The organism is Nocardia stercoris (assembly GCF_003696265.1).
GTDB classification, from domain to species: Bacteria; Actinomycetota; Actinomycetes; order Mycobacteriales; family Mycobacteriaceae; genus Nocardia; species Nocardia stercoris.
In genome coordinates this window covers 147573-174223 of sequence record NZ_RFFH01000002.1, presented here as the reverse complement: position 1 = coordinate 174223, position 26651 = coordinate 147573, and the positions used below count along the sequence as shown (strand labels likewise).

Below are 26651 nucleotides of genomic sequence, written 5' to 3'. Positions count from 1 at the left end.
TTCAGTAAATCCCGGATCTAGTCCATCGGACCGCCGGCCACGTAGATCACCTGGCCGGACACGAATCCCGCGCCCTCACTGACCAGGAACGACGCGGTGTGCGCGATATCGGCCGGCGTGCCGACCCGCTGCACCGGGGTCTGGGCGGCCACGCTGGCGTGGAAGTCCTCGACCGAGACACCCAGGCGGGCGGCGGTGGCGGCGGTCATGTCGGTGGCGATGAAGCCGGGGGCGATGGCGTTCGCGGTGACCCCGAACTTGCCCAGTTCCTTGGCCAGGGCCTTGGTGAAGCCCTGCAGGCCGGCCTTGGCGGTGGAGTAGTTGACCTGGCCGCGGTTACCGAGCGCGGAGGTGCTGGACATGTTCACGATCCGGCCCCAGCCCGCGGCGACCATGTGCGCCTGTGCCGCCCGGGTCAGCAGGAACGCGCCGCGCAGGTGCACGTTCATGACCGCGTCCCAGTCGTCCACGCTCATCTTGAAGATCAGGTTGTCGCGCAGGATGCCGGCATTGTTGACCACGACCGTCGGCGCACCGAGCGTCGCGGTGAGCTCGTCCACCGCGGCGATGACGGCGGCCTCGTCGCTGACGTCGGCCCCCAGCGCGACGGCTTGCCCGCCGGCGCCGGTGATGGCCGCGACCGTCTCGGCGCACGCCTCGGCGTTCAGGTCGAGCACCCCGACCTTCATACCGTCGGCGGCCAGTCGCTGTGCGACCGCGGCTCCGATTCCGCGCGCCGCACCGGAAACAACTGCAATACGTTCGGTCATGCCGAAAGTGTAAAGGGATCGGCGCAACCCACCGGCCGGGCCGCGCGCGTCAAGCTGGTTACTCGCGACTCGCGGGTAACGACGCGCCGTCACTCCACCCAGAGCGCCCAGGTGGTGGCCGATCCCGAGCGTTCGCAGACCAGTGCGTGCCCGTCCGCGGTCCGCGCGCCCTTGTCGGTGCCCGCGGTGCACGGCGTTCCGGCGTCGTGAGCGGTGGTGGACAGGGTGTAGGGCCCGGCCCAGCGGTATCCGTTACCGCTGTGCAGGCAGATGACGGTGGTTCCGTCGCTGGCCTGCCCGATCAGCGCCGATTGGGCTGGAGTGCAGGCGGTTCCGGCGACCGCCTCGGGCGGGGCCGCCGGCGTGGTCGGCGCGACGGTGGTGGGGACGGGCGCGGCGGTCGTCGCGGTGGTGGTGACCGCCACGGTTCCGGTGGCGTTCGACGAGAGGTCGTGCGGCAGTTTCGCGCCCATGATCGTGAGCACCCCGGCCAGGACCGCCGCCTCGACGATGCCGAGCAGCACCGAGACGACGGCCATGGCCTTTCCCTTGGGGTGCGAGAACGCCAGCAACCCGAACACAATCGCCACCGGCACCAGGAACAACAGGGCAGCCGCGAGCGCGACGATCGCGTACGGGTTGACGACGGGCCGCTCGGCCGCTCCCGATAGCACGGCGGCACGCCGGCGGGCCGACTCCCAGCGTTCGTCCTCCGATTCGGTGATCGGCCACCGTTCGTCGGCGTCGTCGTCGGCCCACTCGTCGGCCTCGCGGTACTGCCTGCCGCGCATGCGGGTTCCTCTCGCACAACTCGAGCAGGAACCGCTTCTCCGCACCCGCCCCGGATATCGAGCAAGGATAGGTGGCGGAGCTGGGAGCGCAAGGCGAGACGAACGGGATTATCCGGTCAGACCGGGTCGATCGGATGGCTGCCCGCCACCATGGTCCGGACCGCGAGCAGGGATCCGCACAACCACAGCACCGCTCGGTCGGAGCGGGTGAGCGTGGCGTGCCGGGGCCGGGGCGTGGTCGCACCCGGTTCGGGTGCGGCGTGCCGGCCCCCGGTGCTGCGCGGCGGCAGGGGCAGGGCGGTGACGGGGGAGGGCGGACGGCCGGGGCCGGCGGCGTGCCGGGCTCCGGTGCGGCGCTGCGGCGGGAGCGGGACCACGGTGCGCCCGTACGCGGGCGCCAGGTCGGGCATCACGGCAGTGCCCGTTCGTCGAGGACGCAGTGTCTCGACTCGACGAGCACCGTGCGCGCGGCCCGCCGGATCCGGCAGGTGTCGACGGTGCAGTCGAGGTGCAATTGCATTGCCGCGTGCGCCTGTTGGACGGTGAGCGGGCCCGGATCGGTGTGGCAACCGAGCAAACCGGGCAACGGTGGCAATTGATGCTGGAGGATTGCCACACCTACTTCGGTGGGGTAGCCGCAGCCGCCGTCGTCGGCTGGTCGGTCGGCGGTGCTGTCTGGGATCGGAATGACATGAACAGCCATGACTCCTCGTTCCTGCAAGCGATTCCGTACCGGACCCGGTGTTCCGTGACAGCTGTTCGGGCAGGCCGCCACCATCCCGGGCATACCTCCAGCATCCGGTATGCCGGAGATTCGCGGGCCTCGACTCGACGATCCGGAGCTAATTGGCGCGAATTCCCAGCATCGAAACCACTTGGGGGAGGAACATTCTCCATAGTGGATGAGAACCCCCGTCGCTCGAGATGCCGGGAGGTGGCCGGCCGCCGGGTGCGGACGGCCGCGCGCCCGGGGAACGGAGTCTGCGATGTCGCGAGAACCGGCGAATACGACCTCGACCGTGCCACGGCGGCAATTGGGAAAGTATCTGCGGGACTGGCGAACTCAGTCGGGCCTGACCATAGCCGACGCCGCTCGCCTGATGGAGTGGGGGGCCAGCACGCTGCAACGTCTCGAAACGGGTCATTCGGATCGTATCCGGCTCATCGATATTCGGGAACTCTGTCGCATCTACGGCATTCCGGGCGAAATCGCCGAGGGGCTGGAGGGTTTGGCTTCCCAGTCGGTGGTGCAGAGCTGGTGGCACGCCTACGACGACGCGATCCCGGAGAGTTTCGACGTCTATGTCGGGCTGGAAGCCGCTGCGCAGCAATTCGTCTCGTATCGATCCGAACTGGTGCCGGGTTTGCTGCAGACCGCCGACTACGCGCGGGCGCTGTATCGCCTGGACAATCCGGACGCAACCGATGCCGAGGTGGAGCGGCGGGTCGCGCTGCGGGTGCAGCGCCAGGCGCCGATCAATCGCCGCAACCACCCGGCGACTGTCGACGTCGTCCTCGACGAGTCGGTCCTGCGGCGACTGGTGGCCGGTCCGCGCGTCATGGCGGCGCAGTTGCGGCACCTGGCCGACCTGAGCACCCGCGAACACGTCACGCTGCGCGTGCTGCCGTTCGCTGCGGGGATGCCACTGGGCCTGCCGACCGGCCCGTACGTCATTCTCGGCTTCGGCACCGACGCCAAGGGCCGCGCCGGCGAACCCCCGGTGGTCTATGTACAGGGCTTCACCGGCGAGCTGTACCTGGAACGCGCCGCGGACGTGGACCGGTACCGGCGAGCGCACGCCGCGCTGGCCGCCTGCGCCCTGGACGTACCCGAGACGCGGCGGCTGCTGCGGCAGCTCGGCAAGGAATACGCAGCGGCCTAGTCACGCCACGACGGCTGCCCGGCCGCGGAAAGGTGTTTGGTCCCGGGAGGGCCGGGTAGCCCGTTAGGCATGGAACGTGGGCGCAAGAACGCCCCGGTCCGTTACCGCAAGGTGTTGCCGGGGGACGGGGTAGAACGTTCGATCGTCGGCATCCTCTTCGCTGTTTCGGCCGTAGGCGTGTATGTAATGACCGGAGCGACAGTGACTGCCGTGCTCGTCGGGGTTCTGCTCGCACTCGTGGCGCTGGGGGTGGTCACCCAACTGTAGGACGGGCAGCGGCTCGCGACGCGATCGACCCCGAACCGCACTGTGCCCCGGCCGGAGCCGGGGCACAGTGGGTTTCTCAACGGCGGAACAGCTTGTTCCCCAACCAGACGATGGGGTCGTACTTCTTGTCGGCTACCCGTTCCTTCAGGGGGATCAGGGCGTTGTCGGTGATCTTGATGTGTTCGGGACAGACCTCGGTGCAGCACTTCGTGATGTTGCACAGCCCCATGCCGAGCTCGTCCTGGGCCAGATCGCGGCGGTCGGCCACGTCCAGGGGATGCATCTCCAGTTCGGCGACGCGCATCAGATAGCGCGGGCCGGCGAAGGCTTCCTTGTTCTCCTCGTGGTCGCGCACCACGTGGCAGGTGTTCTGGCACAGGAAACATTCGATGCACTTGCGGAACTCCTGCGAGCGCTCCACGTCCACCTGCTGCATCCGGTACTCACCGGGCTTGAGATCGTCCGGCGGCGTGAAAGAGGGGATCTCCCTGGCCTTCCGGTAGTTGAACGACACGTCGGTCACCAGATCGCGCATGATGGGGAAGGTCCGCATCGGTGTCACAGTGACGATCTCGTCCGGGGTGAAGGTCGACATCCGAGTCATGCACAGCAGCCGGGGGCGGCCGTTCACCTCCGCGGAACAGGATCCGCACTTGCCGGCCTTGCAGTTCCAGCGAACTGCCAGGTCGGGTGCCTGCGTGGCCTGCAGCCGGTGGATGATGTCGAGCACCACCTCGCCCTCGTTGACCGTGACCGTGTAGTCCTGCAGCGCACCGCCGTCGGTGTCGCCTCGCCAGACCCGGAAATGGGCGTCGTAAGCCATGGCTAGGCTTCCCCTTTCGCGCCCGAGTCCGGTGTCGCGCCGGGGTGACCGGCGAGTTCGGCGGGGCTGTAGTACTTCTGGACTTCGGTGTAGTCGAACAGGGCGAGCAGGTCGTCGCGCATGGGGATCTGGTCGGCGGGGGTGACCGTGGCAGCCGGCACCGTCTGCCCGAAGTCGTCGGGGTCGACGCTGCAGACCAGCAGCTTGTTCCGCCAGAACGGGTCCATGCCCGGGTGGTCGTCGCGGGTGTGGCCGCCACGGCTCTCGGTCCGCAGCAGCGCCGCCTGCGCGACACATTCGCTGACCAGCAACATGTTTCGCATGTCCAGCGCCAGGTGCCAGCCGGGGTTGAACTGCCGCTTGCCGTCGACGCTGACCCGATCGAAGCGCTCCCGCAACTCGGCGAGCTTCTCGATCGCCTGCTTCAGTTCGTGCTCCTTGCGGATGATGCCGACCAGGTCGTTCATCGTCTGCTGCAGATCGTGGTGCAGGGTGTAGGGGTTCTCCGGGGTGCCGTCCGCCGGTGGATCGAACGCCAGCAGAGCGGTTTTCGCCGCGGTCTCGAGATCGGATTCGGTGATCCCCGGCCGGGTGCCGCCCAGCCCTTCGACGTACTCGGCCGCACCGAGACCGGCCCGCCGGCCGAACACCAGCAGGTCGGACAGTGAGTTGCCGCCGAGCCGGTTGGAACCGTGCATGCCGCCGGAACATTCACCGGCCGCGAACAATCCGGGCACCTTGGCCGCGCCGGTGTCGGGATCGACCTCGATGCCACCCATGACGTAGTGGCAGGTCGGGCCGACCTCCATCGGCTCCTTCGTAATATCCACGTCCGCGAGCTCTTTGAACTGGTGGTGCATGGACGGCAGCCGCTTCACGATCTCCGCGGCCGGTAGCCGGGACGCGATGTCGAGGTAGACGCCGCCGTGCTCGGTACCGCGGCCCGCCTTGACTTCCTCGTTGATCGCGCGGGCGACCTCGTCGCGGGGAAGCAGATCCGGTGTGCGCCTGGCGGAGTCGTTGTCCTTGAGCCACTGGTCGGCTTCCTCGATCGACTCCGCGTACTGGCCCTTGAACACCGTGGGGATGTAATCGAACATGAAGCGCTTGCCGTCCGAATTCACCAGCACGCCACCGTCACCGCGCACACCCTCGGTGACGAGGATGCCCTTGACGCTCGGCGGCCAGACCATGCCGGTCGGATGGAACTGCAGGAACTCCATATTGATCAGCGTCGCGCCGGCCCGCAGCGCGAGCGCATGGCCGTCGCCGGTGTACTCCCACGAGTTCGAGGTGACCTTGTAGGACTTGCCGATTCCGCCGGTGGCCAACACGATGGCCGGCGCCTCGAACACGACGAAGTTGCCGGATTCGCGGTAGTAACCGAAGGCGCCGGCAATGGCGTTCGTGCCGGCCTTGCCGGGCGCGGTCAGCAGATCGGTGATGGTGACTTCGGCGAAAACCTTGATCCGGGCCTCGTAGTCGCCGGTTTCGGCGAAGTCCTCCTGCTGCAGCGAGACGATCTTCTGCTGCATGGTGCGAATGAGTTCGAGGCCGGTCCGGTCACCGACGTGGGCGAGCCGGGGATAGGTGTGACCACCGAAGTTGCGCTGACTGATCCGGCCGTCGGCGGTCCGATCGAACAGTGCGCCATAGGTTTCCAGCTCCCAGACGCGGTCCGGAGCCTCCTGGGCGTGCAGTTCGGCCATGCGCCAGTTGTTGAGGAACTTGCCTCCGCGCATGGTGTCTTTGAAGTGGACTTGCCAATTGTCCTTCTCATTGGCATTTCCCATCGAGGCGGCGCAACCGCCTTCGGCCATGACGGTGTGTGCCTTGCCGAACAACGACTTGCACACCACCGCGACCGACAGGCCGTGTTCCCGGGCCTCGATGACAGCGCGCAGCCCGGCGCCGCCGGCGCCGATGACCACTACGTCGTATGAGTGCCGTTCGACTTCTGGCATGGAACCGAATACTCCTGGCAGAGAGGGAAATTAGTGGACGAACCGCAGATCCGAGATCGTGTGGGAGGACACCAGCATCACGTAGAAGTCGGTGAGCATCAGTGTTCCCAGCGTGGTCCAGGCCAGCGCCATGTGGCGGGTGTTCAGCTTGGACACCTGGGTCCAGAACCAGTACCGGACCGGATGTGCGGAGAAGTGCTTGAGCCGGCCGCCGGCGATGTGCCGGCAGGAGTGGCAGGAGAGCGTATATGCCCACAGCAGAACGACATTGACGGTGAGGACGATATTGCCGAGTCCGAAACCGAAACCGCCGTCGCGGCCGTGGAAGGCCATGATCGCGTCGTAGGTGTTGACGATCGAGACCACGAACGCCGCGTAGAAGAAGTAGCGGTGGACGTTCTGGATGATGAGCGGAAGCTTGGTCTCGCCGGTGTATTTCGCGTGCGGCTCGGCCACCGCGCAGGCCGGCGGCGAGAACCACACCGAGCGGTAGTAGGCCTTGCGGTAGTAGTAGCAGGTGAGGCGGAACCCGAGCAGGAACGGCAGCACGACGAAGCCGAGCGGGATCCACGACGGCAGCGCGCCGAACCAGTGGCCGAAATGGCTCGACCCCGGCACGCACGAGCTGGACAGGCAGGGAGAGTAGAACGGCGTCAGGTAGTGGTACTCGGGAACCCAATATGCCGTTCGGACAAAGGATCTGATCGTCGCATAACCGACGAAGATCGCCAGTCCGGCGACCGTGATGGCGGGTGGCACCCACCATCGATCGGTGCGCAGGGTGCGGGCCGCGATCGCGGCGCGGCCGGTCGAGAAAACTCCGGTGCCCGATGTGGGGACACGTGTGGGTGCGGCGCTCACTGGTGGCTGCCTCGCTGATCTACCCCGAAGAACGTCATTCGTTACCTCCGGCAGGGACTGTGATGGTGAGCACCCTACGACACCGTGGCTATCACAGGTGCCCGGTCGGAAGAATATAGCGACGCTCGACGGGGGGTGATCTGGGTCATAGTTTGCGCGGCGAATTCCCTGGTGAGGGTCGCGAATGTCTGGCTACGGCCGCACTTTCGGCGGTCCGGCAGCTCGGTCCGGGGGCGGCGCGGACGGTGCGGCCGCGGATTCGGCGCCGCGCGATCGGCGGGCAATCGGGGCCGAATGCGGTGTGGCGCAATGTGAATCGCGGGCCGGACGAGACCGGCCCGCGATGTGGGTGGGGATCGGCGCCGGTGTCATCCGGCGGTGCTGGTCGATGTGCGCTCAGCGCTGTGGTGCCGGAAATGCCGGAGCCACAAGTTGTCCGAGCCGCGGGGTTACTGGTGCCGAGGCCCTCGCCGCCCGACTGGGGTTACTTGGTGCGGGGGCGGCGATGTGACAGCCCGAGGCCCTCGCCGCCCGACTGGGGTTACTTGGTGCGGGGGCGGGAGTGGAAGCCCAGTCCCTCGTCCTGTGCGCCCATCCAGGCCGCCTCGTCGGACTTGCTGTCGGGGACGTAGATGGTCTCCTGCCGGCCGGCGGCGGGCTGCTGCTGTGGGGGTGTCTGCTCGAAGTCGTCCGCGTCGAGGCCGAGGCGCTCCACGTCGTTCTCGAGCCGGCGCACGACGTTCGCGTCGCCGTACTGGGACCGCAGTGTGGTGACGCACTGCCGGAGTTGTCCTACCGCGAAGCGGAGCTCCGCGATCTCGCTGCGTGTCAAGAGAAACCTCCTCTATCGGGTGCCGGCGCGTGGCAGAGCCGTGTGACCGACCACACATCGTGATCTACAACACAGTACGGGATCCGGTGGATTCCGGCACCTGTACCTGCGGAAATTTTCCGGTCCACTTTTTTGTGCGGGTTCACGACCAGGGTCGATCGCCCCGCTGCTCTCCAGTGAACGCCGGTCCGCGTCATCCCGCCACCGCACCCGCGAGCTCTGGCGCCGGCCGCTGCGGTGGCGCCCCGGCGAAGGCGTGCAGTGCCCGCTCGGTCAGCGCGGCCACCGCCACACCGACCTCGGCGGCGCGCTCCAGGATCACGCTGTGTCCGGCGCCGTCCACCCGGACCAGTTCGGTGTGCCGCAGCTGCGCGGCCAGCAGCGCCGAATGCGTGAACGGCACCAGCAGGTCGGCCGACCCGCTCAGGACCAGCGTGGGCAGGTCGGCGAGTTGCGGCAGGGTCGCGGTCTCGTCGAAGTGGATCAGCGAGTCCAGGAAGCCGGCCATGGTCTCGAGCCGGGTCTCGTTGATCATCGCGGTGGCCACCGCAACCACCCGCGGGCCGACCCGGCGGGTGCCCAGAGCGGCCTCGCGCACGATCGGCGTGAGCAGCCGGCGGCTCAGGCGCTTCGAGGCGTACATCAGGCGCGGGGCGCGGCGCACCGCCAGGCGCAGCGAGCCGACGGTGTGCCGGTTGAGGTAGCGGGCCAGCCCCATCGTGGTGAGCCGGCCGGAGGTGCCCGCGATGAAGCCGGCGCCGATCACGCGGGTGCCGATCATCGCCGGGAACTGACGGGCGTAGCTGAGCAGGACCATGGCGCCCATCGAGTGGCCTACCAGCACGATCGGGCCGGTGGGCACGATCGCGCGCAGGACGGCGTCGAGGTCGTGGCCGAGCTGGTCGATGGTGTAGGTGGTGGCGTCGGCGGTGCCGGACGCGCCGTGCCCGCGGTGGTCGTAGGTGACCACCCGCACCCGGCCGCCGCAGTGCTGTCGCAGGTGCGGGTGCAGGAAGGCCCAGGACTCGCCGCGCAGGCAGTGGCCGTGCACGAACACGACGGTCAGGGGCGCGTCGGCGGGACCGTGGTCGCGGACCGACAGTGGGGTGCCGTCGTCGGCGGCGACGGTGTGGCGATGGCCGTCGTGATCAGCTGCCCGGGCGCGCGGGACGGGCTGGGGGTCGATGGTCACGGTGTGGATGGTCATCGGGTGCTCCTGGAATCCGCCGTCATCCATGTCGTCGGGCTCCGGGGTCGCCGCGTTAATCGGCTGTGACCTGGAGTTGCAGACCCGTTGTCGGATGTCGAGGCGGGTGGTCGTGCTGTGCAGTCGTAGTTTTCTACGGATTTCTAGCGCAGAGGGCAGAAATGGCCAGAAAGGCATGCGGACCTGGGCCTTGACGAAATGGTCAATCTATTGGACTATTTGGTCAAGTAAATTGACTACTGAGGAGTTGATGACCATGCCGATGATTCGTGCCGACGAACGACGCCGCACCGAGACCCCGAATGCCGTCATGACCACGCTTGCCTCCCCCACTCAGGGCGGTGGCGAACTCGCGGTCTGGCAGGTCGACATGGCTCCCGGCGCGGCCGGGCCCGACCACGCCTTCGATACCGAGCTGGTGTGGACCGCGGTCGGCGGCGCGGCCCGCATCGAACTGGGCGCCGACGAGCTGACCGTGGCCGCCGGCGACACCGTCGTCATGGCCGCCGACGTCCGGCGCCGGATCTTCGCCGATGCCGAGCGCGGCTTCGCGGCGATCGTGTGCGCGCGCGGCGGCGCGCTCGCCTACACCCTCGACGCCAACGGACGGGCGGGGGCCGACGCGGCTCCCGCATGTGCGCAGCGGATCGGGGATCGCCTGCTGCCGGCCTGGGTCGCCTGACCGGTGAGGGCAGATCGATCTGCCCCGATCTAGGTTTTCGGCTAGATCGGGGCAGAATTCTGTTCGCTTCGGCTCAGGGCCGTGTCGACGGCAGGAACGGGCTGAGCAGGTTCGGTTCGGTCGAGGCGCCGAACTCCCATTCGGCGATCCACGGCCCGGTGCCCTCGCTCGGATCGATCACGCCGGCCTCCAGCCACCGGTAGCGGCCCTCGAGGATGCCCTTGGTCAGCGTGGTGTCGGCGTCGTCGGTGTTGTCCCACAGCTCACCGAACAGCGCCCGCACCCGCTGCCGGGACTGCCGGCAGAAGGTGTCGGCCAGTTCCATCGCCGCGCCCGCGTCCGGGTCGCCGGCGGCCCGCATCTCCTGGGCCCGCACGCAGGCCGCGGAGATCGCGAACAGTTCGGCGCCGATGTCGACGATGCGCCCCAGGAAGCCCTGGCGGTACTCGAGCTTGGCCTGCCAGCGGCCCATCGCGTACATCAGGGCTCGCGCCTGCTTGCGCGACTTGCGTTCCACGAACCGCAGATGCTTTGCCAGCGGCCCGAATTCGGCGTAGACGCCCGGCAGCGCGCCCACGCCGACCGCCAGCTTCGGGAACCAGGTGGCGTAGAAACCGGTGGCCCCGACCGCGGACTTCGCCTTGGCACCCAAGGTGGAATTCTTGTCCACCAGAGCGCCGGCCGCGGCCATGTGCGCGTCGGCCATCTCGCGGGCGATCAGCAGCCGCATGATCTCGCTGGACCCTTCGAAGATCCGGTTGATCCGCAGATCGCGCAGCAATTGTTCTGCGCCGACGGCACGTTCGCCGCGCGCCCGCAGGGAGGCCGCCGTCTCGTAGCCGCGGCCGCCGCGGATCTGGACCAGCTCGTCGGCGATCCGGCAGCTCATCTCGGTGGCCCACAGCTTGGCCAGGGCGGCCTCGATCCGGATGTCGTTGCGGTCCTCGTCGCACATCATGGCCGACATGTCCTGCACCGCGTCGAGCGCGAAACTCGTTGCGGCGATGAAGGACAGCTTGCTCGCTACCGCGCCGTGCTGCCCGACCGGGCGGCCCCACTGCACCCGGTGCGTGCTCCACTCGCGGGCGATCTTGAGCGACCATTTCCCCGCTGCCGCACACATTCCCGGGATCGCGAGCCGGCCCGCGTTCAGGGTGGTCAGCGCGATCTTGAGGCCGTCGCCCTCGCGGCCGATCAGGCTCGACTTGGGCACCCGCACATCGTGCATGCGGGTGACCCCGTTCTCGATGCCGTGCAGGCCCATGAACGAATTACGCCGCTCCACAGTGATTCCCGGGCTGTCGGCCTCGACCACGAAGACCGAGATACCGCCGCGGTGTCCCTCGCTGCGCGGGACCCGGGCCATCACCACGAGCAGTTCGGCGACCACGCCGTTGGTGGTCCACAGCTTCACGCCGTTGAGCAGATACGCCTCGCCATCCTCGGTGGGCGTCGCGGTGGACGCCATCCGGGCCGGGTCCGAGCCCACGTCGGGCTCGGTGAGCAGGAAGGCGCTGACCGCGCCTTTCGCGCAGCGCGGCAAGTACTCTCGCTTCTGCTCGGCGGTGCCGGCCAGCTTCAGCGGCTCGGGTACGCCGATGGACTGGTGGGCCGACAGCAGCACACCCAGGCTGGGGTGCACCGAACCGACCAGCATCAGCGCCCGGTTGTAGGCGTGCTGCGAAAGCCCTTGTCCGCCGTACTCTTCCGAGATCTTCAGGCCGAAGCAGCCGAGGTCGGCGAGGCCCTTGACGTATTCGGCGGGGATCTTGGACTCCGCCTCGATCACGCCGCCGTCGACGGTCTCCATGAAAGCCCGCAGGCGTTCCAGGTACTCCTCGGTCTTGGCGGCCGTTTCGGCGGAGGGCTTCGGGTACGGGTGGATGAGATCCAGCCGGAACCGGCCCAGGAACATCTCCTTGGCGAACGACGGTTTGGACCAGGTTGTTTCGCGCGATTCCTCGACCAGCGCCCGGGCTTGTTCCTCGGTGGCGTCGACCTTCGCATGAGTAGTCATGCCGTCTCCTACTCGGAGGTGATCAGAGTCACATTCGAGTGTAGGAGCGTGGGTTACCGGCCGGTAGTAGTTCGGGTTGCGGTTTATAACGATCTCTAATCGGCCCGCTAGAGAGGCAAATAAAGGGTTACTGGACGCCCCGCAGATACCGGCCGAAGTGCGGGACCGTGAAACCGATCGTGCCGCGCTCGGCCGAGTAGATCAGCCCCTTCTTGATCAGACCGTCCCGAGCAGGGGAGACCGAGGCCGGCTTGCGGCCCAGCTCGGCCGCCACCGCGGCGGTCGACACCGGGCCCTCGTCACCGGCCAGATCCGCCATGGCCCGCATATAGTCCCGCTCGGCGGGAGTTGCCCGCTCGTAACGGGAGCCGAAGAAACCGACCGCCAGCTCCTCCTCCGCGGCCGGCGCGGCGAGCTCCACATCCTCCGCCGTGATCGGGCTGTCCGCCGCGGCGTCCCAGGTCGCCTTGCCGTAGGCCTGGACGAAATACGGGTAACCGTCGGCCTTGCGATACAGCGCCGCCAGGGCCTCGTCGGTGAACTTCACCTGCTCGCGTTCGGCCGGTGCGATCAGCGCGCGGTCGGCGGACTCCCGGGGTAGCCGGTCGATGCGGTGGTAGCCGAACAGCCGCTCGGAGTAACTCTTGGACGCCGACAGCACGGCGGGCAGATGCGGCAGCCCGGCGCCGACCACGATCACCGGCGCCGACTCCTGGCTCAGTTCGTGGCAGGCGCCGCAGATGGCCGAGATGTCGTCGGCGCCCAGGTCCTGCAGTTCGTCGATGAACAGGCCCAGGCCGACACCCGTGCCGGCCACTAGCTGCCCGGCCTCGGTCAGCAGCTCCACCAGATCGATCTCGATGTCGCCGGAATCGGCGCGACCGGTCACCGCGGGGACGTCGATGCCCGGTTGCCAGCGGTCCCGCATGCCCTTGTCCGCGGTCGCGCGCAGCGCGAAAGCCTTGAGAATGCCGAGGAAGTCGTCGACCATCTCCGGATTGCGATGTTCGGCGGCTATCGACCGGACGGCCATGTGCAGGGCCGAGGCCAGCGGCCGGCGCAGGCCCTGGTCGGGGCGCGCCTCGAGCTTGCCCGTGCCCCAGCCCCGCGACCGGGCGCTGGAGCGAAGCTGGTTGAGCAGCACCGTTTTCCCCACGCCGCGCAGTCCGGTGAGCATCACGCTGCGTTCCGGGCGTCCGGCGGCGACGCGTTCCAGGACGACGTCGAAGGCGTCGAGTTGTTTGTCGCGACCGGCCAATTCGGGCGGTCGCTGTCCGGCGCCGGGAGCATACGGATTCCGTACGGGGTCCATGCTTGCCCAATGTAGCGTCGACGGGGGAAATTCTCGGCTCGTCTAAGCCAAGACCTAGAAACGCCTATCGAGAGGTGAGCGCTGCCATGCCATCCGATGGATACGACGAATCCGATCTCGACGACGAGGCGCGCGCCGAGGCCCTCGCGAAGGTGGTCGAATCCTGGCGGATCCCGCCGGGCGCGGCGATGGCCCAGCAGATCCGCGCGAACCTGCTGGCCGTCATCGGTACCGGGGTGGGCGATGCGCAGCTGGTCGCCGATCTGGCGGTCGGTCCGCTGGTGATGGTGGTGGGCCGGCTGGAGGTGGCGCTGGCCGACGCGGAACGCCGCATCACGGCCTTGGAACAGTCCGGTAACCCCCCTGACGAATCGTGACGCATTCGAGACATCTGCTCGGTATGCGGTGCTGGGGAATGACTCTCCCGATCGGAAGTTTCGCGGCGCCCCGGCCGGAATCCGCTGTGGCGGCGGCGTGTCCGGCGGTTTCGATAACGGAAGCCGTTTCGCCGACACAGTTCCGTTACCTGGGCAAAACATTCCGTTTGCGGTGTTCCCGCAGGAATTTTCGCCCTTCGGGTGGCTTGCCGAGGCCACGGGCTAGACAACCCTGCGGACGGGTCGTAATCTTCTCGTGACCAGACGCAGTCAGTCACTCCATCCCAGAAGTGGCGCGGATGGTCACCGCCTAATCGGTGCACGGATTCGATCCGTTACCGAATCGGGGACCCAGGTTATCGGGGTGAATCTGCTACGGCCGCAAGGCCGTAGCGGTAGGGCCGAGCTTCCCGGCCCGAACCCGTCAGCTAACCCGGTCGGCGGACGGGCAGGAAGAAGCAGGAGAAAAAGCTCGGTGGGTAAACACAGCATGCAGCGGGAATCCAAGCTGCCGAACTCCGTCAAGGGCGCGCTCGTAATGGGAGCCGCTGCCGTGACGACCGGCGCTTTCCCGGCCCTCTCGGCCGGTGCCGCTACCCTCAACATTCCCGGGGTCGGCAACTTCGACGTTCCGCCGGAGTTCGACCAGCAGGTCACGCAGGCGAACCAGCTGCTGTCCGACCATGCGGACGACATCAAGGCGGCCGAGGCGGTCGTGAACCCGCAGGCCCTCGCGCCGGCCCAGGTTCCCACCATGCCCAGCCTGTTCGGTCAGCCGCAGGTCCAGAACACCGCCGGCGAGCGCGCGCTCGACGCCGCCAAGAGCCAGATCGGCACCGAGTACGTGTGGGGCGGCAACCGCCCCGGCGGCTTCGACTGCTCCGGCCTCACCTCGTGGGCCTACGAGCAGGCCGGCGTCGACATCCCCCGCACCAGCTTCGAGCAGTCGAACGCCGGTCAGCCGGTAGCGCTCGACGACCTCCAGCCAGGCGACCTGCTCGTCACCAATGGTGGCGGCCACGTGGTGATGTACGCCGGTGACGGCCAGATCCTGCAGGCCCCGCAGTCCGGTGAGACGGTCAGCTACGCGCCGCTGAACACGAGCGACGTGGTTACCGCCCGTCGCATCGTTGCCTGATTCACCCGTCACGGCCCGGGTCGACGCCTGGGTCTGGGCAGTACGGCTGTTCAAGACCAGATCAGCCGCCGCGGCCGCGTGCCGCGCCGGGCATGTCCGCGTCAACGGCGTCGCGGTCAAGCCTGCCCATTCGGTTCGTCCGGGCGACGAGATCCGGCTGCGCGTCGGCGGACTCGAACGGATCGTGCTCGTCGAGCAGGTGGTGAACAAGCGCGTCGGCGCGCCGATCGCCGTCACCTGCTACATCGACAAGTCGCCGCCACCGCCGCCGCCGGAGATCCTGGCTGCTCAGCCCCGCCGTGATCGCGGGTCCGGGCGGCCGACCAAACGGGAACGCCGCGAGACCGACCGGCTACTGGGCCACCCGTCCCAGTAGCCGGTTCGATTCGCTGTCCCGCAGGGCCGGTCGATCCCCGCATCGGGTCGGGCAGCCGGCCTGAGGTTGCCGGTATCCGGCGCGCCGCCGCTCAGTGCGCCGTCGGTGCCTGGGCCGTCTTCCGCGCCGCGAGCGCCCCGCCGATGCCTGCCGCGGCGACCGTCACCAGCGCGCCCAGCATGATCGCCGCGCCCTCCCCGGGCCGCAGGACGTGGAGTTGACCACCCACCGTCACCGCCGCGACCGGTAACCCGATCTGCGCTGCGGCCAGCATGCCGAGCGGAATCGGCTGTCCCACCGCGCGCATCGCGATATGCACCGCGACCGCACCGGCACCGAGCGCCAGACCGAGCACGATCAGATGTGGTTGTTCGCTGAATTCGCGGAGGTTGAGCCGGGCGCCGAGCCAGACGAAGAACAGCGGACCCAGGAAGCCCTCGGTGATCGCGAACAGCTGCTCGGCCACCCGGCGCGGCTCACCGGTGGCGCTGACCGCCAGCCCGGCGGCGAATCCGGCCAGCATGATCGAGACCCCGGCCCGGGTCGCGACGGCGGCCAGCGCGAACAGCAGCACCAGCCCGATTCGCAACTCCAAGGCGAACTTTCGCTGCTCGGAGATCTGTTCCGCACGCCGGCGCAGGCCGATCCGGTCCAGGTACCGCAGTGCGCCGAGCATCACCCCCGCGGCCGCCGCGACCGCCAGCGCGCCCAGCGCGGCCCGCCCGGCGTGCGCCGGGTCGATCACCAGCGGCAGCGCCACCACCCCGACCGTATCGGCCACCGCGACCTGTGCGGTCATCTGCAGCACCGCGGGCCCGGTCAGCTGTTGTGAGTCGATGATCGGCAGCACCACCGCCGCGGACGACGATGCCATCAGCACCGCGTAGATCGCGCCGTGCGGCAGATCGAACCAGGAGGCGATCCCGTATCCGGCGCCGGCGGCGCAGAGCCCCACCAGCGCCGCCCGCAGCAACCCGGTACCCAGCGCGGACCGCACCTCCGCGCTCCGCACCGGCACATGCGTGCCCGCCACGAACATCACCAGCGCGAACCCCATGTCGGCCAGGAACGCGAAGGTCGGCTCGTCGGGATGCAGCACGCGAAATCCACTGGCACCGAAGATGATTCCGGCAAACAGTTCACCGATGACGATGGGGACGTGCCAGTTCGCCCGCCAGGCGAGCAACGGTCCCGCGGAGCCGAGGACGAGCACGAGGGCGAGGGTCGAGAACGTCACGGCCGACCACCCGGCGATCCGATGCGGCCCGGACGGATGCGACTACCTGGAATGGGGACGAACATCCCGGCATCATCCGCCCCCGGCGCGCCACACGCGACCGACACGCCCGGCTGTCGTTCTCGGGCTGGACACCCGGGCGCGTTCGGTATCGACGTCCAGCGTGATCGGCTCGGATGAGCTCGGCGGTCAGGCGCTCTCGGCCCCGCCTTCGTCGTCCAGAGAGGTGAGTTCCATACCGCGGCCGACGCCGATCAAGCGGCGGTCCGGGTGGGCGCGGGCCAGGCCGACCAGGGGGTCGGTGGTGGGGGAGGGCCCGGGGCCGGCGAACAGGACCATGAAATCGATCGGGTCGGTGTCGGTGAGGTCGAGCAGGTCGGCGGCGATGCGTTCCGATTCGTCGGCGTCGTGGGCGTCGGGGTGGTGCAGTTGGAGGCCGTGGACCAGCCCGCGGATGATCGAGCCGCAGGAACGGATGTCGTCGATGGCGGCGGCCAGGTCGGCGCGGTCGCCCACCTCGCAGCCGACCACGACGACCCGGTCTTCCCAGCCGGACAATAGCGGGGGGAGCGAATCGGGATTGCGGGTCAGGACGACGACATCGTGGGCGCCGGCGGTGAGCAGCCAACGGGCCGCCGCCGCGCCCAGCGGGCCGAGACCCTCGGTGACGACATAGGTGCCGTCCGGCTCCACCTGCACCGGATGCGGGGTGCGGGCATGGTCCGGAGTGTTCGGGCGGCCGAGCGCCAGGTGCAGCACCGGTCGCAGGCGCTGCTCGGGTTGCGGTGCCGCAGCGCATGATTCGAGGTCACTACCGGTCGTCGCGCCGGGAAGCTGTTGAACTCCCGTGGGATACGGATCTGCGAAGTTCGGTTGGTCGCCGAGACGCGGCAGCGGTTGCGCGGCAGTGGGATACGGATCGCGGAGGACGGCCGGTTCGCCTGGCTCGGATGAGGTGGTCGAGATGATCGGCAGTGGTTGGGCTGCGGTGGGGTACGGATCGCTGCCGGATCCACCGGATTCGGGGGCGAGCGGCAGGATCGGTAGCGGTTGCGCCGCGGTGGAATACGGGGCACGGAAGACTGGTGGATCGTTCGGATCGGACGCGTTGGTCGGCAGTGGTTGGGCTGCGGTGGCGTACGGATCGCTGCCGGATCCACTGGATTCGGGGGCGAGCGGCAGGATCGGCAGCGGTTGGGCGGCAGTGGGGTACGGGTCGCGGAAGGCTGCCGGTCCGTCCGAGTTCGATTCGGAGGTGGTCGGCAGGATCGGTAGCGGTTGCGCCGCAGTCGGATACGGATCGCGGAAGCCCGCCTCGTGACCGGAGCCTGCTGGGATGCCGGGGCGTAACACCGGAAGCGGTTGCACCGCAGTCGAATACGGGTCGCGGAAGGCCTCCGGCGCCCCGGTTGCGGCGACCGGTGGGGCCGCGGTCGGTTCCGGGCCGGGTGTGGCCGACGGGTACAGGCGGTGCCGGACCTGTTCGAGGGCGTCGAGCAGGGTGGATGCCTCGTCGGCGCCGCCGGTGACGGCCTGGATACCGGCGCGGAAGGCCGGATGGGTCCGAACGGCCGGCACCGCGGCGGGTCCGATCTCGACGACGGTGGAGAACCCGTCGCGGGCAGCGGAATCCAGGGCGCGGGGCAGCTCGACCGGGCCGCTGCCGTGGTCGGCCCAGTAGCCGGCGTCGAAGCGGCCGGTGGCCGCGCCGGTGCGCAGCCGGGTGGTCGAATAGATGGGTACCGCACCGGAATCCGCGCGCAACGGACCCAATTCCGCGATGAACAGCTGATTGTCGAGGACCGGCCAGGGCTGGTGCCCGGCCCGGGCCAGCTCCTGGGCGGCCATGCCCCGGCGGCGGGCGCGCCGCAGGACCGTTCCGATCGTGCCGGGTGCGCCGGTGACCAGCACCGAGCGCGACCCGTGCACCGCCGCGACGGCCACCTCTCCGCGCAGCGGCTGGACCAGCTTGTGCACCTCCTCGGCGGGTGCCGCGAGCATGGCGGCCGCGCTCGGGTGCCGGGCCAGCAGCCAGCCGCGCACGACGGCCAGCCGGGCGGCGTCGGTCCAGCTCAGTGCGCCGGCAACCGCGGCGGCCGCCACTTCGCCGGGCCCGTAGCCGATCAGGGCGGCGGGCCGGATGCCGCAGGCGCGCAGCAGTTCCGCCATGGCTACCTGGTAGGTGAACAGCGCCGGCTCGGCGGCGCGCGGGTCGTCGATGCTGCGGCCGAAGCCGTAGCGCGGGGTCCAGACCCGGGGACCGCCGGCCGCCGTCACGGCGTCGGCGGCGGCGTCGAGGGCACGCGCGAAGACGGGATAGCGGGCGGCGAGCATCCGCCCCAGTCGTGGTTGCAGGCCGCCACCGCCGGCGAACAGCAACAGGGGTGCGGTGGCGCCGGCGGTGAACGGTGGTTTCATGTGGCCCGCCTGCCGCGACCGGTCGTAATGGGTGAGATGTCTAGTGTGTCAACAGATTTGGAGATGGCGTGGCCTGAGTGTCGTGTCACCAGGTCTCCTCCCGCATCCGGTGGAATCCGCCGCCCTAGGGTGTGCCGGCCCAGCTCCGCGCAGTCGGGTACCCGACCCGGACGGGTCCTGCGGTGGTGGGGGCACAACAAGTGTAGGCGTTCTCGCCGCGATGCCGACATCGGCGAAAACTGTTGTCGGGTAGATCGGATTCGTCCCCCACGATCCACCCGGAGCGGGCACCGGGAAGCGGATATAGTGCGCGGTATGCCTGTCTCCGCACCGGATCCCGTGCTCGGCCGGCCCACGCTGGCGCGCACGCTGCTGGATTGCTGTTCGGCTCTGGCGGCCACGCCCGGCAAGTTGCTGCGGCCCCGGCAAGCCGACCCGGAGTTCCTGGCCGCGCTCACGATCGCGGAGCTGCCCACCGCGACAGCCACCGTCCGGCTGCGCGCCCTGCGGCAGGCCGGTGGCGACGTGCCGATGACCATTGCGGCCGAGGGCGTTCGGACCTTGCGCACCGCGCCGATCTGGTACGGCTGCTTCCTGGTCGAACATCCGACGGCGCGTTTCCTGGTCGATCCGGCGCTGTGCGGCGACGTGCGACGCAGCGTGCTGCCCGGCCAGCCGGTGCCGTTGCGGCAGCTGGTGGAGCCGCACGGGGCGGTGGCCGGGCTGGCGGAAGTGTTGTCCGCACAGGGCGTTTCGGTCGATCAGATCGATTTCACCGTCGCGACGCATCTGCACTGGGATCACGTCTCTGGTCTGCTCGAACTACCCGCGCCGGTCGAACTCCGGGTTCCCGCAGTGGAATACGACTGGGCGACCGCGGGCGAGCACGCACCCTACGGTGTGGTCCGCGCCCCGCTGTCGGGCCGTACCGTGGCGCCGGTCGAGCTCGACGGGCCGCCGGTCCTGACCTTCACCGCCAGCCACGACCTGTTCGGTGACGGCTCGGTGCTGCTGGTGGCCCTGCCCGGTCACACCCCGGGCAGCCTCGGCGTGCTGCTCGCCGTCGACGACGGCACCCGCGTGCTGCTGGCCGGCGACGCGGTGTGGAACACCCTGCAGGTCACCATGATCCGGGAGAAGGCGCCCATGCCCGGCAAGCTGTTCGACGCCGACCGCGACGAGGCGTTCCGCACCATCCAGCGCCTGCACGCCCTGCCGCCCGGCATCGAGGTGATCGCCGGCCACGACGCCGCCGCGGCCGCGGCCCGCGCCTGAGCCGGTCAGCGGGCGGAGGCGGCAGCGCAGTGTAACCACGCAGGCCGCCCGGTCCAGGCGCCGTCGGCCCGCGCCTGAGCCGGTCAGCGGGCGGAGGCGGCAGCGCAGTGTAACCACGCAGGCCGCCCGGTCCAGGCGCCGTCGGCCCGCGCCTGAGCCGGTCAGCGGGCGGAGGCGGCAGCGCAGTGTAACCACGCAGGCCGCCCGGTCCAGGCGCCGTCGGCACAGCCTGAACGGTCAGATCAATTCGCGGGCGGTCAGCCAGCGCATCAGCGGCCAGCCGCAGAACACCGGCAGCCAGCAGGTCAGCACCCGGTACAGCAGCACCGCGGGCACGGCGATCGCGGCCGGCACGCCGAAGGCGGCCAGGCCACCGATCAGCGCGGCCTCGACGGCGCCCACACCGCCCGGGGTCGGGGCCGCCGACGCCAGCGTGCCGCCGATCATGGTGACGATGGTGACGGTCACGAATCCGGTTGTCCCGCCGAAGGCTTCGACCGCCGCCCACAGCGCGCCCGCCGCGGCCAGTGTGGTGGTGGCACAGCCGCCCACGATCATCGACAGCCGCAGCGGATGGCGGGACAGGATTTTCAGCTCCTCGCCTACCGTCGCCAGCTGCGGCCGGACCTCGGTGCGCAGCCAGCGCCGGACGGTCGGCACCAGCAGCGCGACGCCCGCGACCCCGAACAGGGTGCCCGCGGCCAGGTACAGCACGGTCGCGCTGGGCACGAAGTGCGAAAGGTTCGCCGACACACCCGCGGTCACGCTGAACACGATCAGCAGCAGCACGTGGGTGACCACCTGCACGGTCTGGTTCAGCGCCACCGCCGCCGTGGCGCGCACCGCGCCGAGCCCGCTGCGCTGCAGGAACCGCACACTCAGCGCCAGGCCGCCCACCCCGGCGGGAGTGGTGGTGGCGGCGAAGGTGTTCGCGACCTGCATGGCGAGCAGGTTGCGGATATCGATCTTCCCGCCCGCACAACCCCACAGTGCCAGTGCCGCACCGACATACGTGGCCGCCGACATCGACAACCCGACCAGCGCCCACCACCAGTCCACGGTGCGCAGTTCGGTGAAGAAGGTCGGCACCTGGCTGATGTACGGGTACGCCACGTACACCAGGCCGATGAGCAGGACCAGCTGCACGATCTGGTTCTGCGAGAACCGGGTGATCTGGGCGGTCTCGATCGATTCGGCACCGGTCTGCAGCAGCACCTGCTCGCGGACCCGGTTCATCAGATCGCCGGGGGAGGGCACCGAACGCCGCACGGTCGCCGGTAGCGCCCAGCGGGTGAGCCGGCGGGACGCGTTCAGCACCGCCTGCGCGCCCAGGATGTCGATCGCCGACTCGACGACCCGCTCCGGGCCGTACAGGTGGGCCGAGGTGAGCAGCAGCTGCGCGACATCGGCGGAGAAGCGGGCGTCGAAGGTGCCGAACTCGGCGTTGTAGAAGCCGCCGAACAGCACCTGGCCGTCGGCGAGCCGGATCTCCTCGGTGCGCAGGTCACCGTGGGTGATCTGGGCGCGGTGCATGCCGCGCAACGCCCGCCACACGTCGGGCAGCCGGTCGGCGTCCGCCCCGGACAGCGGCGCGCCGCGGGGAACGGTGTGCGCGTACAGCATCCAGCCGCGGTCCAGGGCGGCCACGGTCAGCGGCTTGTTGTTGGCCAGCCCCAGATCGCCCATCGCGATCCCCATCAGGGCCCGGTGCTCGACGGCCCGGCGCATCGACGCGAAACCGGGACTGCGTTCGGAACTGCGGAAGGCCAGGAATCGCCGCAGCTGCCGCAGCATGCCGGTACTGCGCTGGTTCTGCCCGTACAGCTCGACGACCAGCTGCTGGGTGCGGGCCTGGTCGCCGGGGTCGCCCGTGGTCGCCGACAGCAGCAGCGGCCCGGGTCCGGCCGGCCGGATGACGGTGAATTCCGCGACCGTGTACCCGCGCCGGGCCAGCACCCGCACCGCCGCCTCCAACGGCACCTCGAGTGCGGGCGTGCCGACGAGCAGCACGATGATCGCGCCGATCAGCCAGCCGACCGCGACCCCGAACATGGCCCGGGACGGCACCACCAGACTGACGAACAGGTGCAGCGGCACGAACGCCAGCAGCAGGGTCCACCACCAGCGCCGGCCCTTCGGCGGCAGCCACGGGCTCGCGACGGTCAGCATCGCGGTGAGCATCGCGATCCAGCGCGGGTCGTCGAGGAACTGGGCCAGGAAGGTGTCGAGCTGGTTCGGGACCCCTAGATGCCAGCTGGGCGCGGAGAACCCGGTGTGCGTGATCGACAGTTGGACCACCGCGATCGCGCCCGCGGCCAGGTAGCCGGCCAGCAGTTTCCACTGCATGCGCAGGATCAGCCGGACCGCGATCGCGAACGGCAGCGCGAAGATGGCGATGCTGTAGAGCAGATACACGAGGTTGGACTGCTCGGGCGTGAGGAAGCCGACGATCCCGGACACCGAGCGTTCCAGGGCCTCCCAGCGCGGCCGGGTGATCAGCGAACCGAGGACCACCAGGGTCATCAGGATCGCCGACGCGATGACCCGCAGGATGTCGCTGGTCCGGCGGATCCGGGGTTGCAGCAGGTTGCCGGAGACCGAGATCTCTCGTCCGTCGACTCGCATGTCGTGTCGCGTCTTTCGGATCGTCGGCGCGACCTCGGGCCCGGGGCCGGCTCCGCTGTGAGTATGCCGGATCGGGGGCTGCCCGTTCCCGGCACTGTCGCGTGGCTCGGGCTGATCGGCGGTGCCGACCGCTCCCGGGCGCGGCTGGTCGCGGTCCGGCTGGTTGCCGGACCGCTGCGGTTCGTCGTCGCCGGTATTCACCCGACCGCGGTGCCTGTGGCGGGGGCGGCCCGGTGACCCGGAGGTGCGAGCGACACCAGGGCATTGTTCAACGGCGGGACCGCGCGCGCGGGCGCTGACGCGCCGTCGCGCGGATCGACGGCTTCCGGCAGCGGTGACGGGTGCACGGTCTCTCCCTCCGGAACGGACGACGGTGGCCGGGTTTGCCGCGCGGATCCGACGGGCAACCTGCTCGTGATCATATTGGCGTGGTCGTGCCACCATCACTCGGGTGATGTCCGATATTCGCATCTGTTTCGTCGGGGACTCGCTGGTCGCCGGGGTCGGTGACCGGACGGCCCTGGGCTGGCCGGGCCGACTCGCTGCCCGCGCCCAGGCCGTCGGATGGCCGCTGACCTGGTACAACCTCGGGATCCGGCGCGAGACATCCGCCGATATCGCGGCGCGCTGGGAGGCCGAATGTGCCCGGCGGCTGCCCGCGGGGGTGGCCGCCGGTGTGGTGTTCGCGTTCGGTGCCAACGACACGGTGTTGGAGGACGGGCGGCCGCGCGTCGAGCCGGAGAAATCGGTGGCGAATCTGGTGGCGTTTCTCGATACGGCTGCCGATCGGGGCTGGCACCGGCTGGTGGTGTCGCCGCCACCGAACATCGATCCCGAGCACAACGCGCGGCTGGCCGAATTGGACGCGCGCTTCGCCGCGGTCTGCGCCGCCGCGGACGTCGGGTACCTGCGGGCGCTGGAACCGCTGTCCGCCGACGTGGTCTGGCAGCGCGAGATCGCCGCCGGCGACGGCTACCACCCCGACGGCGCGGCCTACGAACGGTACGCGGACTTGCTGTCCCCCGGCTGGAACCACTGGTTCACGACCGCCTTCGGGGTGGTGTAGACATGGCGGCGTGAAGGTCCCCGATTCCGATGCCGACGGCCGAAAGTATCGGGGCCGCATGCCCGAACAGCGCCAGCGGGAGCGGCGCACGCGGTTGATCGAGGCCGCCGTGGCCGAGTTCGGGACCGAGGGCTACCGGGCCACCACCATCAACGCCGTCTGCGCGCGGGCCGGGGTGGGCAAACGCTACTTCTACGAATCCTTCGACGGCAGTGAGGCGTTGCTGCTCGCCGCGTACGAGGTGGTGACCGGTCGCATCCGGGACGCCATCGTGCGTGGCGCCGAGCGCGGCGGCACCGACCCGGCCGCGCGGGCGTTGGGGATGTTGACCGGCTATTTCGAGTTGATCGCGGACGATCCGCCGGTGCCGCGGATCGCCTTCTTCGAGATCCTGGGCGTGAGCCCCGCGGTGGACGAGATCTACCGGGGGCGGTTCCAGGCGCTGGTCGAAGTATGCGTCAGGGCACTGGGTTTGCCGCCCGGACCGTCCGGGCAGCGGACCGTGGTCACAGGACTGGCGGGGGCGATGCTGGTCATCGCCCAGCAGTGGGTGCTCAACGGTTACGACCGGCCACTGCGCGAGGTGGTGGACAGCGCCCACCTGGTGGTCTCGGCGGTCCTGGACCGGCTCGACGATACGTCACCGGCCGGAGCGGGACCGGTCACCAGCCCGAATCCGCCTGAACTGGAACGTTGATCCAGCTCGGCTGATCCGGGTCGAGCGCCAGATGCTGGGTGCGCAGCCCACTTTCGTTCAGCAGCGGGCGCACCGGAATGCTGCTCGGCAGGTTGCCGGCGAAGACGTCCAGGCGCAGCCGGTGTCCGGGCTGCAGCATGCCGTCGGTGGCGCGGATCCCGATATCGAGCACGGTCGGCGCACCGGGCACCACCGGCTGCCGTTGGTCCAGGGACAGCGCGGGATAGGGGTCGGTGTAGTCGCCGTTCGCGGACCGCTGCGCCTTCGACTCGTCCACCGCCCGCAGGGAGGCCTGCAGTTGGCCCGTGGACCATACGGTCGAGTGTCCGTCCGGGGCAACGTCGTTCACCGTCACGGTCCAGTAACCGTCGGTGGCGTCGAGCACCGTGTTCAGGTGGACGCCGATCGGGCCGGAGATCACGGTCGGCCGGTCCACCGGCGCGCTGGTGAAACTCAGTGCGGCGCCCTCGCTGATCCGGGCGTCCTTCGCGCACTGGTCCGGTTCCGGGACCAGGCCCGCGGTGCCCTGGATCGCGTCGCGCGAGCACATCGTGAGCATGCTCGGGTCCACGGAAACGGTTGCGGGACCGTCGGGTTGCGCGGCGAGGCTGCCGTCGTAGCGGCTCTGCGGCGCGGTCCCGGAGGTCGTCGCGCCGAGATACATTCGCCGGTAGTCCATTCCGGCGCGCGGGAAGCTGTCGTCGGTGGTCCACTGCTCGGTTCCCTGCTGCCACAGGGTGACCGGGCTGTACCGGTCGATGCCGTTGTCGATTCCCTTGAGCCACTTGTCGAACCAGGCGCGCTGCAGCGCGTCCAGGGGTGCGGGTGCGCCGGGGTCGCCGAGTCCGGCGCTGGTGGTGACGTGGTAGGTGTCGCCCATCAGCAGCTTCTTCTGCTCGGCCGGCACGTCCACGGCGTTGTACACCTGCGGCGAGGAGTAGGTGAAGATGTCGTGCCAGCCGCCGTAGACGAAGGTGGGTACCTGGATCTGTTCGGGGTGCCCGAGCCAGGCCTGCCGCAGGTCGCTTCGGTTGTTCAGGACCGAATAGAGCTGCGGTGGAATCTGATCCACCGACGGCGTGGTCAGCGCCGCGATCACGGTGTCGATGAAGGTGAGCGGGTCGGCGGCGCGGTCGGCCAGCCAGGTCCAGTCGAACTTGCCGGTCAGCAGTGCGGTCAGGTCGGGGATCAGCTTCGTGCCGTCCACCGCGGCCAGCCATTCCGGGATGAAGCCGATCCCGAGGGCGCCGCCGGGCGCGGCGACGTCGCGGATCAGGTCGCTGCCGGGCACGATCGGGAAGATCGCGCCGAGCGCGGCGGGATGCCGTTCGGCGGTTTGCAATTGGTTGATGCCCGAGTAGGAGATGCCGTTCATGCCGATCTTGCCGTCGGACCAGGGCTGCTGTGCGGCCCAGTCGATCACCTCGGCGCCGTCGGCTTGTTCGCGGTCGCCGAAGACCTGCCAGTCGCCCTGGGAGAACCCGGTGCCGCGCACGTCGACCACTACCTGGGTATAGCCGCTGCGCACCAGGTTGGGGTCGACCGCGAAGGTGCGGCCGGCGCCGCCGGGCACCGCGCGCAGGATGTCGCTGAGCGAGCTCATGCCGAGCGCCGAGAAGTCTGCCTTGGCAAGCACTTTCACCAGCGCGTCGGACAGGCCGGGAACGGAGAGCGCGGCTTCGGCGAGGGCGCCCACCAATTTGGTGTAGGGCGTGAGGTTCACGATGGTGGGCAGCTGTTCGTCGACCGGGTGCCCGGCGGCATCGGCCGGGCGGTAGACGTTGGCCTTCAGCACGGTGCCGTCGCTCATCGTGATCGGGACGTCCCAGTCGATGGCGATGTTCGGGTACTGCTGGGGTGCTTGATAAGTCGCTTCGAACTGGGCGTCCAGCGCGGAGGTGTCCGCGTGCCCCGGCGCGGCCGCGACGACACCTCCGGTGGTGAGTGCCAGTGTGGTCATGACGGCGGCCAGCGCCCTCGGCCGGTGGTTGACCATGTACTCGCACCCCTCCAGAATCAGGAACTTCATAGTT

25 protein-coding genes and 1 riboswitch are annotated in these 26651 nt (G+C 69.4%); of the genes, 10 read left to right on the top strand and 15 right to left on the bottom strand.

Going from position 1 to position 26651, the window contains the following annotated elements; genetic code table 11:
• Nucleotides 1–17 precede the first annotated feature (17 nt).
• The 4 genes from EBN03_RS06275 to EBN03_RS06260 all read right to left on the bottom strand — a co-directional run bounded on the left by EBN03_RS06275 (nucleotide 18) and on the right by EBN03_RS06260 (nucleotide 2264).
• Nucleotides 18–770: an SDR family oxidoreductase gene (locus EBN03_RS06275; protein WP_122186969.1), complete on the bottom strand. Its 753-nt coding sequence runs from the start codon at nucleotides 768–770 to the stop codon at nucleotides 18–20.
• 89 nt (nucleotides 771–859) lie between these two features.
• Entirely contained in the window at nucleotides 860–1561 is a 702-nt protein-coding gene (locus tag EBN03_RS06270) for a hypothetical protein (RefSeq protein WP_122186968.1), read from the bottom strand.
• A gap of 116 nt (nucleotides 1562–1677) precedes the next feature.
• Complete coding sequence (locus tag EBN03_RS06265) at nucleotides 1678–1971, bottom strand: hypothetical protein (protein ID WP_122186967.1); 294 nt, start codon at nucleotides 1969–1971, stop codon at nucleotides 1678–1680.
• Nucleotides 1971–2264 carry a hypothetical protein gene (locus tag EBN03_RS06260; protein WP_233608204.1) on the bottom strand — a complete coding sequence of 98 codons (294 nt, stop codon included), beginning with the start codon at nucleotides 2262–2264 and terminating at the stop codon, nucleotides 1971–1973. The genes EBN03_RS06265 and EBN03_RS06260 overlap by 1 nt, the downstream gene beginning before the upstream one ends.
• A 283-nt stretch (nucleotides 2265–2547) precedes the next feature.
• Here EBN03_RS06260 and EBN03_RS06255 point away from each other — a divergent pair, with 283 nt between their 5' ends.
• Entirely contained in the window at nucleotides 2548–3444 is an 897-nt protein-coding gene (locus tag EBN03_RS06255) for a helix-turn-helix domain-containing protein (RefSeq protein ID WP_122186966.1), read from the top strand.
• A 69-nt stretch (nucleotides 3445–3513) separates the two neighbouring features.
• Nucleotides 3514–3711: a hypothetical protein gene (locus EBN03_RS06250; protein WP_122186965.1), complete on the top strand. Its 198-nt coding sequence runs from the start codon at nucleotides 3514–3516 to the stop codon at nucleotides 3709–3711.
• A 76-nt stretch (nucleotides 3712–3787) separates the two neighbouring features.
• On the opposite strand, the gene EBN03_RS06245 is transcribed toward EBN03_RS06250, so the two are convergent.
• The 5 genes from EBN03_RS06245 to EBN03_RS06225 form a co-directional block, all read right to left on the bottom strand.
• Nucleotides 3788–4534 carry a succinate dehydrogenase/fumarate reductase iron-sulfur subunit gene (locus EBN03_RS06245; protein WP_122186964.1) on the bottom strand — a complete coding sequence of 249 codons (747 nt, stop codon included), beginning with the start codon at nucleotides 4532–4534 and terminating at the stop codon, nucleotides 3788–3790.
• A gap of 2 nt (nucleotides 4535–4536) precedes the next feature.
• Nucleotides 4537–6498: a fumarate reductase/succinate dehydrogenase flavoprotein subunit gene (locus tag EBN03_RS06240; RefSeq protein WP_122186963.1), complete on the bottom strand. Its 1962-nt coding sequence runs from the start codon at nucleotides 6496–6498 to the stop codon at nucleotides 4537–4539.
• Between the two features lie 30 nt (nucleotides 6499–6528).
• Nucleotides 6529–7359, bottom strand: coding sequence for a hypothetical protein (locus EBN03_RS06235; RefSeq protein ID WP_122186962.1), 831 nt, complete (start codon nucleotides 7357–7359; stop codon nucleotides 6529–6531).
• A gap of 541 nt (nucleotides 7360–7900) precedes the next feature.
• Nucleotides 7901–8191: a hypothetical protein gene (locus EBN03_RS06230; protein WP_122186961.1), complete on the bottom strand. Its 291-nt coding sequence runs from the start codon at nucleotides 8189–8191 to the stop codon at nucleotides 7901–7903.
• A 193-nt stretch (nucleotides 8192–8384) separates the two neighbouring features.
• Nucleotides 8385–9398: an alpha/beta fold hydrolase gene (locus EBN03_RS06225; RefSeq protein WP_122187336.1), complete on the bottom strand. Its 1014-nt coding sequence runs from the start codon at nucleotides 9396–9398 to the stop codon at nucleotides 8385–8387.
• Nucleotides 9399–9648: 250 nt separating this feature from the next.
• On the opposite strand from EBN03_RS06225, the gene EBN03_RS06220 reads away from it, so the two are divergent.
• Nucleotides 9649–10080 (top strand): cupin domain-containing protein, encoded by a 432-nt coding sequence (locus EBN03_RS06220; protein ID WP_122186960.1) that lies wholly within the window; start codon nucleotides 9649–9651, stop codon nucleotides 10078–10080.
• Nucleotides 10081–10153: 73 nt separating this feature from the next.
• Here EBN03_RS06220 and EBN03_RS06215 read toward each other — a convergent pair whose 3' ends face one another.
• Both EBN03_RS06215 and EBN03_RS06210 read right to left on the bottom strand, forming a co-directional pair.
• Entirely contained in the window at nucleotides 10154–12097 is a 1944-nt protein-coding gene (locus tag EBN03_RS06215) for an acyl-CoA dehydrogenase family protein (protein WP_122186959.1), read from the bottom strand.
• A 127-nt stretch (nucleotides 12098–12224) separates the two neighbouring features.
• The gene (locus EBN03_RS06210; protein WP_122186958.1) at nucleotides 12225–13409 is read right to left on the bottom strand and encodes an AAA family ATPase; all 1185 of its coding nucleotides are present in this window, start codon (nucleotides 13407–13409) and stop codon (nucleotides 12225–12227) included.
• Between the two features lie 86 nt (nucleotides 13410–13495).
• On the opposite strand from EBN03_RS06210, the gene EBN03_RS06205 reads away from it, so the two are divergent.
• The 3 genes from EBN03_RS06205 to EBN03_RS06195 all read left to right on the top strand — a co-directional run bounded on the left by EBN03_RS06205 (nucleotide 13496) and on the right by EBN03_RS06195 (nucleotide 15300).
• On the top strand, nucleotides 13496–13786 hold the full coding sequence (locus tag EBN03_RS06205; protein WP_122186957.1) for a hypothetical protein: 291 nt from the start codon (nucleotides 13496–13498) through the stop codon (nucleotides 13784–13786).
• A 297-nt stretch (nucleotides 13787–14083) separates the two neighbouring features.
• A riboswitch (cyclic di-AMP (ydaO/yuaA leader) is annotated at nucleotides 14084–14244 on the top strand.
• A gap of 17 nt (nucleotides 14245–14261) precedes the next feature.
• The gene (locus EBN03_RS06200) at nucleotides 14262–14924 is read left to right on the top strand and encodes a C40 family peptidase (RefSeq protein ID WP_233608203.1); all 663 of its coding nucleotides are present in this window, start codon (nucleotides 14262–14264) and stop codon (nucleotides 14922–14924) included.
• A complete protein-coding gene (locus tag EBN03_RS06195; RefSeq protein ID WP_122186956.1) occupies nucleotides 14917–15300 on the top strand; it encodes an RNA-binding S4 domain-containing protein in 384 nt (127 codons plus the stop codon). The genes EBN03_RS06200 and EBN03_RS06195 overlap by 8 nt, the downstream gene beginning before the upstream one ends.
• Nucleotides 15301–15391: 91 nt before the next feature.
• Here the strand turns inward: EBN03_RS06195 and EBN03_RS06190 are convergent, their stop codons facing one another.
• Both EBN03_RS06190 and EBN03_RS06185 read right to left on the bottom strand, forming a co-directional pair.
• The gene (locus tag EBN03_RS06190) at nucleotides 15392–16537 is read right to left on the bottom strand and encodes a cation:proton antiporter (protein ID WP_122186955.1); all 1146 of its coding nucleotides are present in this window, start codon (nucleotides 16535–16537) and stop codon (nucleotides 15392–15394) included.
• 189 nt (nucleotides 16538–16726) lie between these two features.
• Nucleotides 16727–18955, bottom strand: coding sequence for an acyltransferase domain-containing protein (locus EBN03_RS06185; protein ID WP_122186954.1), 2229 nt, complete (start codon nucleotides 18953–18955; stop codon nucleotides 16727–16729).
• Nucleotides 18956–19270: 315 nt separating this feature from the next.
• On the opposite strand from EBN03_RS06185, the gene EBN03_RS06180 reads away from it, so the two are divergent.
• Complete coding sequence (locus tag EBN03_RS06180; protein WP_122186953.1) at nucleotides 19271–20230, top strand: MBL fold metallo-hydrolase; 960 nt, start codon at nucleotides 19271–19273, stop codon at nucleotides 20228–20230.
• A 237-nt stretch (nucleotides 20231–20467) separates the two neighbouring features.
• Here the strand turns inward: EBN03_RS06180 and EBN03_RS06175 are convergent, their stop codons facing one another.
• Nucleotides 20468–22855 (bottom strand): lysylphosphatidylglycerol synthase transmembrane domain-containing protein, encoded by a 2388-nt coding sequence (locus EBN03_RS06175; RefSeq protein WP_122186952.1) that lies wholly within the window; start codon nucleotides 22853–22855, stop codon nucleotides 20468–20470.
• A 63-nt stretch (nucleotides 22856–22918) separates the two neighbouring features.
• Between EBN03_RS06175 and EBN03_RS34040 the strand changes: the two genes are divergently transcribed.
• The 3 genes from EBN03_RS34040 to EBN03_RS06165 all read left to right on the top strand — a co-directional run bounded on the left by EBN03_RS34040 (nucleotide 22919) and on the right by EBN03_RS06165 (nucleotide 24618).
• The gene (locus tag EBN03_RS34040) at nucleotides 22919–23092 is read left to right on the top strand and encodes a hypothetical protein (protein WP_158675548.1); all 174 of its coding nucleotides are present in this window, start codon (nucleotides 22919–22921) and stop codon (nucleotides 23090–23092) included.
• A gap of 217 nt (nucleotides 23093–23309) precedes the next feature.
• Nucleotides 23310–23921, top strand: a complete 612-nt coding sequence (locus EBN03_RS06170) for a GDSL-type esterase/lipase family protein (RefSeq protein WP_233608202.1) — start codon at nucleotides 23310–23312, stop codon at nucleotides 23919–23921.
• A 58-nt stretch (nucleotides 23922–23979) separates the two neighbouring features.
• Nucleotides 23980–24618, top strand: a complete 639-nt coding sequence (locus EBN03_RS06165) for a TetR/AcrR family transcriptional regulator (protein WP_122187334.1) — start codon at nucleotides 23980–23982, stop codon at nucleotides 24616–24618.
• On the opposite strand, the gene EBN03_RS06160 is transcribed toward EBN03_RS06165, so the two are convergent.
• Nucleotides 24584–26647: a CocE/NonD family hydrolase gene (locus EBN03_RS06160; RefSeq protein ID WP_233608201.1), complete on the bottom strand. Its 2064-nt coding sequence runs from the start codon at nucleotides 26645–26647 to the stop codon at nucleotides 24584–24586. The genes EBN03_RS06165 and EBN03_RS06160 overlap by 35 nt on opposite strands.
• Nucleotides 26648–26651: the final 4 nt, after the last annotated feature.